Origin of the sequence: Corynebacterium guangdongense (assembly GCF_030408915.1) — a bacterium.
GTDB lineage: Bacteria > Actinomycetota > Actinomycetes > Mycobacteriales > Mycobacteriaceae > Corynebacterium > Corynebacterium guangdongense.
The window spans coordinates 738,484-753,524 of record NZ_CP047654.1 but is presented as its reverse complement, the minus strand read 5'-3'; the positions used below and the strand labels follow the sequence as shown (position 1 = coordinate 753,524).

Sequence of the window (15,041 nt, the reverse complement as noted above, 5' to 3'; positions counted from 1 at the left end):
GTCAACGACGAGTCATTATGGGGGCTAGGGAAGACAGGGGGTACCTCCTCCTGCCACGTTCCCATCGGTCGTAAGGTTCACTTTGCGACAATCCAATTTCCACCTCCTCCTTATAGGGTTTCACCTGTGGCTGCAACCGGAGTCACACCACATCAACCAGGAGGGGGTGCGTGGAGCTGACAACCTCGGCCAGCAGACACCAAAGTAAGAAAACCCGCCCGAATACAACCTTCGGACGGGCTTGCGAATTGATACGGACGGTTGCGAGCCTAATCCGTATAGCAAAGTGGATTGAAGACCTTTTAAGTTAATGGGGAGGGTCAACAATCTGACTCCGTAGCACCCGAGGTTAGTGCCAATGCCAGTTGTCGCTGGTTCTGGTGTTCCCCTCAACGGGGGCGGGGCTACGGGCGTAATCCTAAATCCGAATGCCGCCAAACTCAAGATCCGTTTCGATTCGGAACATCCATGTAGCGACGAGAACCCCCTGCGTCCGAGCTTTTTGCCGATGCCCGCAGGTTTGGTCAACTTCAAAACCCGTACAGGAACGGGTAACCGCATTCACGTCCGGCCACTGGGACCAGCGGGTACCCCCCCGGGTCAACCCGCACGGGAAATTGTGCAGTTGTCGAGTCCGGCTTTCTTCAAGAGAGCGCGCACCTCATCTTTTGAGCCTCTAAAATCCTCCCCCAGCCGCACCTCTGAGATTGCCAGTGGCTGAGGAGACCAGGGAAACTCATTTTTTACTGACACCAGGGGAACAAAGGGGGCCCCCGTATCCGAACGTTTAAGCACGTCCGCCACCGAGGGGTCCATCGAATAGAGGAAGCGGACTTCCTCCTCCGAGCTGTAGTAAGGGTGCTTAAGCAGGGCCAGGGTAGTCCTTAACGGAAGTAGGATGTTGATGGCTCGAGCCGATTTTCCACCTTGGGCAGCGAACGAAGGGCCATCTAGGATGGCGCGCTTAACCATGTTCACCTGGTTACGCCAGCCGTATTCAATGGGGTACCAGCCCGGTGCCATTGGGCCTGAACGATGGAAACGTACTCCATTCTCGGGCGAGGCGTCGTGCAGCCGGGAGCGGGTAGACAGAGAGAACGCAACCCCTTGTCCCCTGTCTGCATAGTTTTTCCACTGATGATCGGAATCCACTCGCGGGCTTGTCGAAAGTGCGAAAGTATTGTCGATATGTGACGTAACGAATTTAGTGTTTCTAAACCATAGGGACTTCGATTTGGGTAACTCCCCAGTGGCGTCTAGTTCCGACAAAGCTTCTTTGACTAGAGAAGCGCCATAGTGAATTTCAGTCTTATCCTCCATTTTGAATACCGAGGTCGCCCATAGGCGTTGTGACGTCAGAATGCTCTGAAATGCGGAGTACCTCGTGTAATGCCAGACAGTATCTGGGACCATGTTCGTTGCCCCTCCTTCTTGCTTGATCTGCTCGGGCGCCTCTCGCGGCGAATGCCTGCATGCAGTTTAGGAACAGGGGTGACGCGGGGTTTACCGATTCGAACTTTTGGCAACCCAGGGTAACCCTAATGGGACATCACGACCCGGAGCGTTCCCGCTGTATTACTAAGCCCTAATCCCAATTTCTGATACACTTCTCCTTGAAGCTAATGAGTTCACTGAGACAGTAGGGGCGGTCATGGTCAAAGTCGGCACACTGATCGATGAGCTCGGCCGTCCCGAGGACAAAGTCCAGATCGTTCGCCGGGGCAAGAGCAACACCCGGATCGCCCGCTCCACCGACTACGGGCGATCGTGGGCCAGCGAGAGCGAGCAGGTACCCAGCGACCGGGTTCTCGCCGATGACGGCCAGCGCTTTGACCAGCACTCCGCCAACCCCGCACACGCCACCCACGTCAACATCTTCGGCGAGCCGGCCGCCCGGCTGCGCATCCAGCGGGTCTATGCGAGGGTCACCAAGGCGAAGGTCTATATCGGGGACAACAAGTGGACACCGGTACAGGACGTGGCGACCACCTCCATCCTCTTCGACGGCGGCGCCAGCGCCGGCTGGATGCTCCCTACCTGGCATAAATCTTCCCCTGCCGACAGCGAGCACAACCAGCAGCAGGACCCCGAGACACGAGAAGCAGCTTCTGCTCCCGCGCCTTCAACCGCGGACCCGGCCACCCCCATGCCCTCGGCCGCACATCCCGTGGGCCAGCGCTTCTCCTATATCCGCGTCTCGAGTGCAGACCAGAATCTGGCCCGTCAACGCGAGATGATCGGCCCCGTGGACAAGGAGTTCCTCGACAAACTGTCCGCCCGCTCCCGCGCTGAGCGCCCGGGCCTGGAGCGCTGCCTCGATTACCTGCGCGATCATGATGAGCTGATCGTGGCGTCCATTGACCGGCTCGCCCGGTCGCTGGTGGACCTGCGCTCGATCATCGACAAGATCACCGCCAAGGGGGCTTCCGTGCATTTCGTCAAGGAGAACCTGGCCTTCTCCAAGGACTCCACCGATCCGCGGGCCACGCTCATGCTCGGGATCCTCGGCTCGTTCGCGGAGTTTGAGCGGGCCATCATCCGCGAGCGCCAGGCCGAGGGCATTGCCCTGGCGAAGAAGGCCGGCAAGTACAAGGGGCGTAAACGTGCTCTGACCCCGGAGAAGGTGGAGCAGGCCCGCCATCGGGCCGAGGCCGGTGAGTCCAAGGTCGCCATCGCCCGGGACCTGGGGGTCAGCCGCGCCACCGTCTACCGAGCCCTCTCCGAACAGAGCTGAGCAGACGCCTTCCAGCACATGTTCATGATTGTGAGGATGAAGTCAGCCCGGTTGTGCCTCACGCCCCCAGCGTTAATCCTCACGAAGAGCTCAGCCCGCCCACTCCCTGGTAGGAAGGGCGAATCATACTTCTTAAAGCTGGAATATTATCGTAGTGAGGATGGACGAGAGAACACGGCTTTCCAGCCTCATGGTGCAGGAATTCGGTGCCCCAGCCGCCACTGCCCCCACCTCCCGAGAGGCGATCACAGACGTGGCGAATAAAGTCTACGGCAAGTTCGTCGGCAGAACGATGCACGGCTTCGGTCCCAAAGGAAACAAGTCCCTGCTTGTGAAGGACACTGCGAATTCCCTCTATGATTTCGTCACCGACCTCAAGACCGATCCCCTTGTCATCCAAGATGCCGGTATCGCCCAGGCCAATTTCGACACCCGTCACGACACGTGGTGCCTGAACAGGATTTCGGCATTCAGAAGCTCTTCGGGTTTCGCCTTGACCTATGGGCACGCACAGATGTGGATCAACATGACGCTGAAGGGCCTTGATACTCTCGGCCACCCCGCCGTAGTCGGTGTCCATCGGTACCTCCACGTCGCGGCGGCCTACACCGAACGCTCACACTTGGCCGCGTTCATCGGCGTTTCCCGCCCATCCGGCCCATCCGGAAAAGTCCCGTGGTCACAGCTGGAGCGTGACCAGTACCGGGACTACCAGCAACGACTCCGAACAGCCATCGCCGCTGACAGCGGCGGTTTGCTCGCCCCCCTTGACTGGGAAGCTCAGGCGCAGAAAACCTACCCCTGGTAGGGAAACGGATCGCCCTCGCCGGGGAAGGCGCCCTGTCGGCGCTGACTGCCTGCGGGACCCCGGTTGACTTTCGTGACCGCAGCGTCTCGGCGAGGAAACATGTGGCCGCAGCGGAAGTGCGCTTTGATGAAAGATAGACGTCCAGGGGATGCCCACCGGCGGTGATCGCCCTCCCAACCCGTTCCGCCACACCAACAGCAGAACGCGATATGACCTAGTAGGCCTCCATAGTGGGGTTGCCGTACTCGTCGTAGTAGCGCGGGGAGGTTTCACCTGTCATCTTGTCGAACCAGATCGGGTTGCCGTACTCGTCGTAGTAGCCACACACGGCAGCAGGACCAACGCACCCGTCTGCGCGTGGCGGCTCTCCGTAGTCCTCGGCCGAGACTGGGGGAATGCCCCAGGCAGGGTCAGTATTGGGACAGTTAACGGTGTCGGTGACAATCGAGCCATCCGACATGACCGCCGCATTCGGCTCCCAGCACTGAACGAACGTGGGAGGCCCGTAGGGGTCGTAGTCTTCAGGGTCCATAAAGGGCGGGATGGGTGGCGCAACATAGGTCTCCTCGACGACAGGAGCCGGGGCCGTGTAGGCCTGCTCGAGGACCGGTTCCTCCGCAGCGGGCTGCGTGGTGCCTTCACTGCTGGCAGTCGAAGTCGCGCTACTGGTGGGAGTCGTGGTCTCCTCCAAGGTTGTCGTAGTAGTAGTGGTGGTAATGCGCTCACTGCTACTAGCTGGAGGCGCCGAGGTGTCATTCGCGCCGCATCCGGACAGTCCCAGCACTAGAGCCACGCTGGTCAGTGCGGTAAGGATCTTCTTCATACTGCCCCACTCCGTCTCGATAGAGCTCAAATATTACCCCGCCGTGTACCCGGCGCACGTGACTACGGCGCTCTTTTAGCCTTGTAGGCCCCGCTCCCACCCCTTCATATGGCGGGTGGCTAGGACGGGTGCTGCCCTCTCCGGGCGGCGTCTGTCAGGAAATGCCCCCGCGTCTGCTGGGATTCAGACCGAATGATGCCCGAGCAACAGCGGCGAAGATCCGGGTGCCAGCCGTTCCACGCAAGACCGGCCCTGGAGAAGAGCCCTTGATGAGCCGACTATCGCCCTGGTGGCCACCATTGTGGCGGCCACCAGGGTGTGCGCCCGTGGGGGTGCGGGCGGCCAGGCGTCTCTCCGGGGGGAGGAAGAGGCGCCCACCTACTTAGACTGCGGCCTCAAGCGGAAGGTTCCCACCATGGCGAAGAATCTTTATCCACTAAACCGACAATTTTCTTTAACTCGGGAAATTGGCACTCGCTGCACCTCCAGATTGACACCCTTGGTCGCCTCCAAGAGCTGGCTGACCAGGCCAACGAGCTGCATCGGCAAGCGGAAGCAGTCTCCAACGCAGCAATGGACGTTGTCCGCCACGGCGGGGGCATTACCTACCCAAATCCACGGAACCTCGCGACGCTGCCCCTACGCACGGGCATTCGATAATGCCATGGAGGCGACGATGCCCATGTCGACCGTCACCCCTAAGCTAAAAGGACCATCTTGATAAAGGAAAACACTGTGACAACGAAAACCAAGGTCGAGGCCACGCCCTCGACCATGAAGGAACTGAAGGACACACTCTGGAAGGCCGCCGACAAACTCCGCGGCTCCATGGACGCCTCCCAATACAAGGACGTCATCCTCGGACTGGTGTTCCTCAAGTATGTCTCCGATGCCTTCACCGAACGCCGCACCCAGATCCACGAGGAACTCACCGCTGGCGGCATGACCGAGGAACAGATCGGCATGCTCATTGACGACGTCGACGAGTACACCGGCCACGGCGTCTTCTGGGTTCCGGAGAACGCCCGCTGGGAGTACCTGGCCACCAACGCCAAGGGTCTGCCCGCCATGGGTGGTGGAGCCCCGAAGAGTATCGGTGAGCTCATCGACGACGCCATGGACGAGGTCATGGCTGCCAATCCCACGCTGGCGGGCACGCTGCCACGTATCTTCAACCGCGACAACATCGATCAGCGCCGCCTTGGTGAGCTGATTGACCTGTTCAACACCACCCAGTTCACCGGCCAAGGACAGGGCCGAGCCCGAGATCTCCTCGGCGAGGTCTACGAGTACTTCCTGGAGAAATTCGCCCGGGCAGAAGGCAAGCGTGGCGGCGAGTTCTACACCCCGGCCGGCGTCGTCCGTGTCCTCGTGGAAGTCCTCGAGCCAATCAGCGGACGGGTCTACGACCCCTGCTGCGGCTCGGGTGGCATGTTCGTCCAGACCGAAAAGTTCCTCGACGCCCACAATGAAGACCGCACCGCGATCTCCGTCTACGGTCAGGAACTCAACGAACGTACCTGGCGGATGGCCAAGATGAACTTGGCTATCCATGGCCTTAACGCCAACCTCGCCCCTCGCTGGGGAGATACCTTCGCCCGCGACCAGCACCCGGACATGCAGGCCGACTACATCATGGCCAACCCCCCGTTCAACATCAAGGACTGGGCCCGCAACGAAGAAGACCCCCGCTGGCGCTACGGCGTGCCCCCGAAGAACAACGCCAACTACGCCTGGATCCAGCACATCATCTCCAAGCTCGCTCCCGGCGGGTCTGCTGGTGTGGTCATGGCCAACGGCTCCATGTCCTCAAATACTGGCGGCGAAGGAAAGATCCGTGCCGAGCTGATCGAAGCCGATCTCGTCTCCTGCATGGTGGCACTTCCCACCCAGTTGTTCAGGTCCACCGGCATCCCGGTATGCGTGTGGTTTTTCGCCAAAGATAAAACCGCTGGCAGGCAGGGGTCCATCGACCGCACGGGTCAGGTGCTGTTCATCGACGCCCGCAACCTCGGCCACATGATCGACCGCGCCGAACGCGCCCTGAGCGATGAGGACATCGCCAAGATCGCCGACACCTTCCACGCATGGCGCGGCACCCCCTCTGCCCAGGGCAAGACCTACGAGGATGAAGCCGGTTTCTGCTACTCCGCCACCCTCAACGAAATCAAGGACGCCGACTACGCCCTGACACCCGGCCGCTACGTCGGTACAGCTGAAATTGAAGATGACGGCGAGCCGATCGAGGAGAAGATCACCCGCCTGAAGAAGGAACTCTTCGCACAGTTTGAAGAATCGGAACGACTGGCCGCGGTTGTCCAGGGGCAATTGAGGAGAATCAACTGATGTATCTTCGACGGGTCCGACTGGGAGAAGTTACCGATAATTACGATTCCTTAAGGCGTCCCGTAAAGGGAACGGAACGCGTAGCGGGCGAGTTTCCCTATTACGGAGCTTCTGGAATTGTCGACTATGTCGATAACTTCATTTTTAATGGCGACTACCTACTAATCGCTGAAGACGGGGAAAATCTTAGATCCCGGTCCACTCCTATTGCGTTCATGGCTACTGGAAAATTCTGGGTGAACAATCATGCGCATGTAGTAAAAGGAAACCACCTTTCTGATACGCGTTTCCTGTCCTATATCCTTGCTATTACTGATGTATCTGGGTATCTAACTGGATCCACACAGCCTAAATTGACTCGGGCAGCAATGGATTCAATCCAATTGATGATCCCGGAATTGCATGAACAGAAAGCAATCGTGGAGGTTCTTGGGGCTCTTGACGACAAGATCGCCGCCAACACCAAACTGGCATCTACTGCCGATCAATGGGTACGGGCAGAATATGACCTGATAAATCGCCAAAGCAGCGAAGAGCGGATCATCGGAGACCTTGTGTCTCATCGACGACAAGCAATAGACCCAGTCTCACTTGAAACCCCTACCCCCTATGTGGGTCTCGAGCACATACCGCGACGGTTAATGTGGCTAGACAATCACGGTTCTTCCGAGGAAGTGACCAGCAACAAGAGTTACTTTCATACCGGCGACATCCTCTTCGGAAAGCTACGTCCTTACTTCCACAAGGTGGTCACGGCCCCTACCTCAGGAATTTGCTCAACTGACATCCTCGTACTGGCTTCAAAAGAAGAGATCTTTTCCGGGTATGTTTTGGCGTCGCTGACCCATGACGACGTCATCCAGGCTGTTACTGCTTTAAGCGCTGGAACCAGAATGCCTCGCACTAACTGGAAAGACCTGTCTCAGGTGACTATCCCGTGGCCAGGTGATTTAGTAGCCACCGCTTTTAGTGAGAGCATCCAGGATATTCGCGGGTACGTCGTAGGATTGATGGCTGAAAATCAGACTCTCGCTGCCACTCGTGATGCCCTTTTGCCCCAGCTGATGTCAGGCAAGCTGCGCGTCAAGGAGGCAGAGAAGGTTCTCGAGAGTGCTCTCTGACTGACCCACCTCGTGGCCCAGAGCATGGCTGTCCTATGACCTGAGCTGCAGTTGGCGCTGGTTAGATTGAGGTCATAGAACATAAATAGACAAAACAGGAGCGTGTGATGGGTATACAGACCAGTTTCTCCGAGGCCGACTGGGAAGCTCTGGTCCTTGACCAGCTCGGGGAGAACAGCTGGCTACCTGTCCATGGGGATGCCATCGCTCCTGGGACCGGTGAGCGCGACTCCTGGGATGAGCTGCTCATCCGCCCCCGCCTGCTTGCTGCCCTGCGCCGGCTCAACCCGGGTGTGCCGGCTCAGTACCTGCAGCAGGCCTGCGCTGAGATCATCGCACCGTCGTCGCAGGATGCGATCACCGAGAACCACCGCATCCACACAATGTTCGTCGACGGCTACCGCCTGACCTACCTCGATGTTGACGGCACCGAACACAACCCCACCCTGCGGATCATCGGGACAGAAGAGTTCGACAACGACTTCCTCGCCGTCAACCAGGTCACCGTCGTCCACGGGGACTACCGACGCCGCTTCGATATCGTGCTCTACTGCAACGGCATGCCGGTGAGCATCATGGAGTTGAAAAAAGCCGGCTCCCCCACGGCTGATGTCGCCGCAGCACATGCCCAGCTGCAAACCTACCTCCGCGAATTCCCCCTGGCATTCCGGTTCTGCGTGTTCACCTTTGCCTCCGACGGGTTGGACGCGAAGTACGGCACCCCGTTTACCCCGCTCAACCACTTCTCCCCCTGGAACGTCGACGACGACGGCGCCCCCGTCTCGCCCGGCCACACCATCGGCGGCCAGGCCGTTTTGCCGATCGAGACCGCGATTGCTGGGCTGTACAACCCCACCCGATTCTTGCAGCTCCTGCGCTCCTACACCGCGTTCGACGCCGGGGCCGAGGGCCTGGTCAAACGCATCGCCAAACCCCACCAGTACTTCGCGGTCACCAAGGCCGTGGGTTCGACGATCGATGCGGTACGCACGAACGGCAAAGCTGGCGTCGTCTGGCACACCCAAGGCTCGGGAAAATCCATGGAAATGGAGCTCTACACCGCCGCAGTCATGCGCCACCCGGTGTTGAAAAACCCCACCGTTGTGCTGGTCACCGACCGCACTGAACTCGACGGCCAGCTCTACTCCGGTTTCGCCCGCTCCCAGCTGCTACCGGATACCCCGCAGCAGATCAGCACCCGCACGCAGCTGCGCGAGGAGCTCACCGGTCGGGGTACCGGGGGGATCTACTTCACCACCCTGCAGAAATTCGGTCTCACCAAAGACGAGAAGGACTCCGGCACCGAGCACCCACTGCTCAGTGACCGCAAGAACATCATCGTCATCGTCGATGAAGCCCACCGCAGCCACTACGACGACCTCGACGGCTACGCCCGCCACCTACGCGACGCCCTGCCCAACGCCACCCTCATCGCGTTTACCGGCACGCCGATTTCCTTTGAGGACCGCAACACCCGCGATGTGTTCGGCGACTACATCGACATCTACGACCTCTCCCGGGCCGTCGACGACGGGGCGACCGTGCCCGTGTACTTCGAACCTCGTCTGATCAAGGTACAGCTGGCCGACGGAGTCACCGAGAATGATCTCGATACCGCCGCCGATGAAGCCACCACGGGCCTCGAGGGTGAGGACCGGGCCAGGATCGAGCAGTCCGTTGCGGTGGTCAACGCCGTCTACGGGGCACCTGATCGCCTGGCAACCCTCGCCAAGGACCTGGTCGCCCACTGGGAGCAGCGCCGTGCGGCCGTCGCCCCGTTTATCGCCGATCCTGACGGTGCCCCTACCTTCGGCAAAGCACTGATTGTCGGTGCGACCCGGGAGATCTGTGCCAACCTCTACGACGCGATCACTGACCTGCGCCCGGACTGGCACTCTGAGGAGATCGACAAGGGCAAGATCAAGGTCGTCTACTCCGGCTCCGCATCGGACACTCCCCCGGTGTCCGACCACGTGCGCCGCCCGTCAGCGAACAACACCATCAAGGAACGCCTCAAAAACCCGGACGATGAACTTGAGCTGGTCATTGTCAAGGACATGATGCTCACCGGTTTTGATTCCCCTCCCCTGCACACCCTGTACCTTGACCGCCCGCTCAAGGGTGCGCTGTTAATGCAGACCCTGGCCCGAGTCAACCGCACCTTCCGCGGCAAAACCGATGGTCTGCTCGTCGCCTACGCTCCCCTGGCCGATAACCTCGCCACCGCTCTGGCTGAATACTCGCATACGGACCAGAAGAACAAGCCCGTCGGCAAGAACATCGAGGAAGCTGCGGCACTGGTCACCGTCCTTGTCGGCCGGATCCGGGAATTGCTCGAGGGTTACGACTGGCGGAGTGTGCTCAGCCGGTCCGGGCCGAAGGCCTTCCTCAACGCGGTGACCGGGGCAGTGAATTACCTGCGTGATCCCGCCACCCCGGGCAATGCCACCGCGGAGGACGACTCGGAGACTCTCGCTGCCCGCTACCGATCCACCGCTGGCCAGCTGGCTCGTGCGTGGGCGTTGTGTACCGGGTCGGGGCAGTTGGAGGAGCTGCGCCCGGAGATCCAGATGTACGAGGAGATCCGGGTGTGGATGGGCAAATACGACGCCCAGGACCGCGCCAGCCGCGGCGAACCCGTCCCCGAGGACGTCCAACGCATGCTCGGACAGCTGATAGCCACCGCCACTGATGCCACCGGTGAGGTACTGGATATCTACGATGCTGCCGGTATGCCCAAACCCTCCCTGGATGACCTGACCCCGGCGTTCATCGCCAAGACTCAGAAGGCACGCAACCCTCAGCTGGCGATCGAGGCACTGCGGGCGTTGATCTCGGAGGAAACCCAGCGCACCACTCGCAACAACGTCATCCGCCAGCGGGCGTTTTCCGAACGGATCACCGAGCTGATGAACAAGTACACCAACCAGCAGCTGACCTCGGCGGAGGTCATCGCCGAACTGGTGGCCCTGGCCAGAGAAGTCGCCCTCGAGGCCAACCGTGGTCAGCAGTTCAGCCCCCCGCTCAACGACGACGAGCTCGCCTTCTACGATGCTGTGGCACTCAATGAATCCGCGGTCCAGGAGCAGGGACCGGGGATGCTCGCTGAGATCGCTCGCCAGCTGGTCGGCGTGATGCGCCGTGATGTGCGCACCGACTGGACGGTTCGTGAGGACGTCCGAGCCAAGCTGCGTTCCTCCGTCAAGCGACTACTTATTCTCAACGGCTATCCGCCAGACAAGCAGCCTGAAGCCATCAAATTGGTCATTGAACAAATGGAAACCATGGCCCAGCACGCCGCCTGACGCCTGTTCCGCAGGGGGCAGCCGTACGACCCCGCACCGAGATTAGCGTAAACACTCATCGTCACGCGCTGACCTCGCTTACGTGGTCCAAGCCCGGATATGGCTCAAGCCCACAGACAGCATGCTCGCTGCCCTCAATCGCGTACGCGCACACGTGGATCGCAGAATCTGCCAGAAGGGCCGCGATCAGAGATCCTCGCCCCAGGAGAAGCCGCACAAGCGGTCAATGGTGCCACTGGAGGCGGCATGAGTGGCGAGAGTGTCCCTCACAGCCTGTAGGGGACGTCCCGCCGGCCGTTCGCCGCCCTGAGTGGGGATGGTTGGCCGCGATTAGGCAATGCGGCCCGCAGGCGAGGGCGGGCGGCTCGCTGCATCAGCTGAAGACGCACACCGACAATCTCCAAGATTCGGATTGCCGCACATGCCCCCGGCGCCGCTTCCCTGCTCCGACTTCCTCGAGCATAAGGCGCTTAAGTCCACTCTTGCGTCCACTTGGCAATTTTGCCCAGAGAAAGAAAAAACCCCCACCAGCATTTCTGCTGGTGGGGGGAAGAAGTTGGTAGCGGGGGCAGGATTCGAACCTACGACCTCTGGGTTATGAGCCCAGCGAGCTACCGAGCTGCTCCACCCCGCGTCGGGTGATCTTCTTCAATTCACCGTTGCCGTTCACCGGATGTTCATTCCGTGTTCCTTGCAACGATGAGTAACTATACGCAGTAGCCCCGAGAACACCAAATCGCCCGCCAACTCAGAGTTCTGGGAGGGGAAAAGACCAGCTCCCAGGCATATTCGCCTGAGAGCTGGTCTCTTCACGTTTCAGCGGTTCCGCCGATTCGTCTCGCCTAGTTCGCCGGAGCCGGCTCACCGGTCAGGGACTGGTACTCGCTGACCGCGGCGTCCAGCTCGTCGAGGGCCTTGCCGTAGTCCTCGAAGCTGCCGTCGCGGGCGCTTTCGAGGTTGGTCAGGGCGTCATTGATGCGCTGGATGGCCTCGCCCTCGTCACCCGGTGCGGTGGCGGGCTGGGCCGGCGGGGTGGTCTCCTCCGCCGCGTCGCCACCGGCGGCTGCCTCCTCGGTGGTGTCCTCCTCGGCCGGGGCGGCGTCGGTGGGCTCACCCGCGACCTCCTGGGCGGCCTTCGGGTCGATGCCGACCTGAGCCAACGCCTGAGAGACGGTCGGCGCGTAGCCGACGCGCCCCTTGTAGGAGACCAGCACGCGCAGCAGCTTCGGGAACGCGGATTCCTGGCCGGCGCGCTGCGAGTAGATCGGCTCGGCGTAGAGGATCTCGCCCCCGCCGACCGGCAGGGTCAGCAGGTTGCCGTTGAAGAGGGTGTTGGTGCCCTCCCACAGCGTGCGGTCACGGGCGACCTGGTCGGAGGACATCATCGCGTCCTGCGCCTGGCGCGGGCCCTGGGTCTGGGTGTTGGTCGGCAGCACCCGGACGGTCATCTGGCCGTAGTTGTCCGGATCCGAGGTCACGGTCATGTGCGCCGCGAGGAACTCACGGTTGAGGCCGCGGTACGGGGTGATCAGCTGGAAGCTGGACTCCTCGGGCTTAGCCGGGTCGGCGGCCATGATGTAGTACGGCGGCTGGGCCAGCGGACGGGCCTGCGGGTTGGCGGCGTCGGCGGCGGTCGGGTCCGCCGGCACGGACCAGAAGGCGTCGTTGTTGAAGAAGACGTTCGGGTTGTCGACGTGGTAGCGCGCCAGCATCTCGCGCTGGACCTTGAACAGGTCCTGCGGGTAGCGGATGTGGGACATCAGCTCGTCGGAAATCTCCTCGTTCGGCTTCACGGAGCCCGGGAAGGCCTTCATCCAGGTCTGGAGGACCGGGTCCTCCTGGTCGAACTCGTAGAGATCGACGGTGCCGTCGTAGGCGTCGACGACGGCCTTGACGGAGTTGCGGATGTAGCCGACCTCATCGGAGATGAGTCGCTGGCTGGTGCCGTCCGGGTTGAGGGTGTCGGCCGTGGTCTCGGTCAGCGAGGTGCGCTGGGAGTACGGCAGGGACTGCAGGGTGGTGTAGCCGTCGACGATCCACTTGATGCTGCCGTCGATGACGGCCGGGTAGGTGGTGGAGTCGGTGGTCAGCCACGGGGCGACCTCCTCGACGCGCTCGCGCGGATCACGATCGTAGAGGATCTTCGACTCGGAGTTGACCCGGTCGGACAGGACGAGGTTGATTTCCTGGTACTTCAACGCGTACATCGCCCGGTTGATCGGGTTGCCGATGTTGACGCCGCCCTCACCGTCATAGGTGAACTGGGTGGTGTCGGTGTCGTATTCGAAGTCGGTGCCGTTGTCGTTGCCGACGATCGCGTAGTCCGCGCCGTCGGTGGCGGAGGCGATGACCGGGCCGAAGTAGACGCGGGGCTGGTCGACGACGATGCCGAGCTGCTCCGCCTCCTCCTTGGCCTCGTCGGAGTCATTGAGGGCGAGGGTCTGCAGGTCGGAGACAGTGAAGACCGGGAAGCCGCCGCGGGTGGAGCCGGCCTCCTGCGGCGCTTCGTCGACGGTGTTGGCCTGGGCGGCGACGAAACCGTTGCCGTGGGTGTACACGGTGTGGCGGTTGATCCAGTCGCGCTGGTTCTCCTGCAGGGAGTTCGGGTCCAGCTCGCGGACGGAAACGACGAAGTCGCGCAGTTCCCCGTCGACCTCGTAACGGTCCATGGCCAGTGTGTCGGGGAAGCCGTAGAAGTTCTTCAGCTGCCGCATCTGGGTGAACGTCGGGGACAGCACGTCCGGGTCCAGCAGACGGATGTTGGAGATGGTGTTGTCGTCGGCGGCGACGTCCTCGTCGCTGGCCGAGTCGGCGCCCCAGTTCTCCAGGTAGGTCACCTTGTCGTCGGTGATGCCGTAGGCGTAGCGGGTGGCCTCGATGTTGCGGGCGATGTACTCGCTTTCCTTGGCCTGGCGGTTGGGCTGGACGGAGAACTGCTCGATCATCAGCGGATAGGCGCCGCCGACGACGAGGGCGGAACCGACCATGAGCACGACGGCGAGGGCCGGGACGCGCAGGTCCTTGTAGACCACCGAGAGGAAGAAGGCGGCCGCGACGACCACGGCGATGACCATGAGGATGATCTTCGCCGGGAGGGCGGCGTTGATGTCGGTGTAGCCGCCGCCGGTGAACAGGCCGTCCTGGCGTTGGGTGTAGAGCAGGCCGTAGCGCTCGAGCCAGTAGCTGAGGGCCTGCAGCAGCATCCACACGCCCGCGGTCACTGCCAGCTGGACGCGGGCCGGTCGGGAGATGTGTCCCTTGGCGCCGGCGACCTGGTTGCCGATGCGAATGCTGCCGAGCATGTAGTGCCCGGCCAGTGCGATGACGAAGGCCAGGACGGTCAGCACCGACAGCGCGGACACGATCGCCGAGATCATCGGCAGGTTGAAGGCGTAGAAGGAGTAGTCACGGCCGAACTGCGGGTCCGTGGCTCCGAAGTCGGTCGCGTTGACCATCATCAGGGCGTTGCGCCACTGGCCCTGCCCCATCATGCCGGCCAGCAGGCCGACGATGACGGGCAGCGCGATGAGCAGTCCGCGGACGGAGCGCTCGATCTGCTGGCGGTACTGGTAGACCGGCGAGTTGAGGTCGACGCTGATGTCGTCGCGGGGGCGCCCCCGCCAGGTGAAGTAGCTCGCCGCCCAGACGATGAGTCCGGCGACGACGGCGTAAATGAGGAAAAGTGCGATACGGGCGATGAATTCGTTGACGAACACGCCGCGATAGCCGAGGTCACCGAACCACAGCCAGTCCGTGTAGAGACCGACGATGATCGGAAGGAGGATGAGGATCGCGCCGATGACGCCGATCGTCCATCCCACCGCCTTTGACTGTCGCCGCGCGGGCGCGGGTTGCTGGGAGAATCCGGTCGTCAAGACCTACTCCTTAAAGTGGTTGGGGGAAC

The 15,041-nt window shown here is 61.4% G+C and carries 8 protein-coding genes, 1 tRNA gene and 1 pseudogene; 5 read left to right on the top strand and 5 right to left on the bottom strand.

From position 1 onward, the window contains the following. Positions 1 to 600: 600 nt before the first annotated feature. On the bottom strand, positions 601 to 1,413 hold the full coding sequence (locus CGUA_RS03620; RefSeq protein ID WP_290197736.1) for a DUF2971 domain-containing protein: 813 nt from the start codon (positions 1,411 to 1,413) through the stop codon (positions 601 to 603). Positions 1,414 to 1,651: 238 nt separating this feature from the next. Here CGUA_RS03620 and CGUA_RS03615 point away from each other — a divergent pair, with 238 nt between their 5' ends. Together CGUA_RS03615 and CGUA_RS03610 are read left to right on the top strand one after the other, a co-directional pair. Next, positions 1,652 to 2,734: a recombinase family protein gene (locus CGUA_RS03615; RefSeq protein WP_290197735.1), complete on the top strand. Its 1,083-nt coding sequence runs from the start codon at positions 1,652 to 1,654 to the stop codon at positions 2,732 to 2,734. Positions 2,735 to 2,894: 160 nt separating this feature from the next. Further along, positions 2,895 to 3,542, top strand: coding sequence for a hypothetical protein (locus tag CGUA_RS03610; RefSeq protein ID WP_290198410.1), 648 nt, complete (start codon positions 2,895 to 2,897; stop codon positions 3,540 to 3,542). A gap of 7 nt (positions 3,543 to 3,549) precedes the next feature. Here CGUA_RS03610 and CGUA_RS03605 read toward each other — a convergent pair. Next, positions 3,550 to 3,714 (bottom strand): annotated as a pseudogene (locus CGUA_RS03605) (IS6 family transposase); the annotation flags it as partial. Positions 3,715 to 3,756: 42 nt separating this feature from the next. Then, positions 3,757 to 4,365 carry a hypothetical protein gene (locus CGUA_RS03600; RefSeq protein WP_290197734.1) on the bottom strand — a complete coding sequence of 203 codons (609 nt, stop codon included), beginning with the start codon at positions 4,363 to 4,365 and terminating at the stop codon, positions 3,757 to 3,759. Between the two features lie 774 nt (positions 4,366 to 5,139). On the opposite strand from CGUA_RS03600, the gene CGUA_RS03595 reads away from it, so the two are divergent. From CGUA_RS03595 to CGUA_RS03585, 3 genes are all read left to right on the top strand, one after another. After that, positions 5,140 to 6,711, top strand: a complete 1,572-nt coding sequence (locus CGUA_RS03595) for a class I SAM-dependent DNA methyltransferase (protein WP_290198305.1) — start codon at positions 5,140 to 5,142, stop codon at positions 6,709 to 6,711. Continuing rightward, the gene (locus CGUA_RS03590) at positions 6,711 to 7,832 is read left to right on the top strand and encodes a restriction endonuclease subunit S (protein ID WP_290197733.1); all 1,122 of its coding nucleotides are present in this window, start codon (positions 6,711 to 6,713) and stop codon (positions 7,830 to 7,832) included. Before CGUA_RS03595 ends, CGUA_RS03590 begins: the two co-directional genes overlap by 1 nt. A 107-nt stretch (positions 7,833 to 7,939) precedes the next feature. Continuing rightward, on the top strand, positions 7,940 to 11,137 hold the full coding sequence (locus CGUA_RS03585) for a type I restriction endonuclease subunit R (protein ID WP_290197732.1): 3,198 nt from the start codon (positions 7,940 to 7,942) through the stop codon (positions 11,135 to 11,137). A gap of 557 nt (positions 11,138 to 11,694) precedes the next feature. Here the strand turns inward: CGUA_RS03585 and CGUA_RS03580 are convergent. Both CGUA_RS03580 and CGUA_RS03575 read right to left on the bottom strand, forming a co-directional pair. Then, positions 11,695 to 11,771, bottom strand: a tRNA-Met gene (locus CGUA_RS03580). A 208-nt stretch (positions 11,772 to 11,979) separates the two neighbouring features. Next, complete coding sequence (locus CGUA_RS03575) at positions 11,980 to 15,012, bottom strand: UPF0182 family protein (RefSeq protein WP_290197731.1); 3,033 nt, start codon at positions 15,010 to 15,012, stop codon at positions 11,980 to 11,982. Positions 15,013 to 15,041: the final 29 nt, after the last annotated feature.

Coding starts and splice junctions, on each gene's coding strand:
- CGUA_RS03620 (WP_290197736.1), bottom strand. CDS start 1,413: ATGGTCCCAGATACTGTCTGGCATTACACGAGGTACTCCGCATTTCAG.
- CGUA_RS03615 (WP_290197735.1), top strand. CDS start 1,652: ATGGTCAAAGTCGGCACACTGATCGATGAGCTCGGCCGTCCCGAGGAC.
- CGUA_RS03610 (WP_290198410.1), top strand. CDS start 2,895: ATGGACGAGAGAACACGGCTTTCCAGCCTCATGGTGCAGGAATTCGGT.
- CGUA_RS03600 (WP_290197734.1), bottom strand. CDS start 4,365: ATGAAGAAGATCCTTACCGCACTGACCAGCGTGGCTCTAGTGCTGGGA.
- CGUA_RS03595 (WP_290198305.1), top strand. CDS start 5,140: ATGAAGGAACTGAAGGACACACTCTGGAAGGCCGCCGACAAACTCCGC.
- CGUA_RS03590 (WP_290197733.1), top strand. CDS start 6,711: ATGTATCTTCGACGGGTCCGACTGGGAGAAGTTACCGATAATTACGAT.
- CGUA_RS03585 (WP_290197732.1), top strand. CDS start 7,940: ATGGGTATACAGACCAGTTTCTCCGAGGCCGACTGGGAAGCTCTGGTC.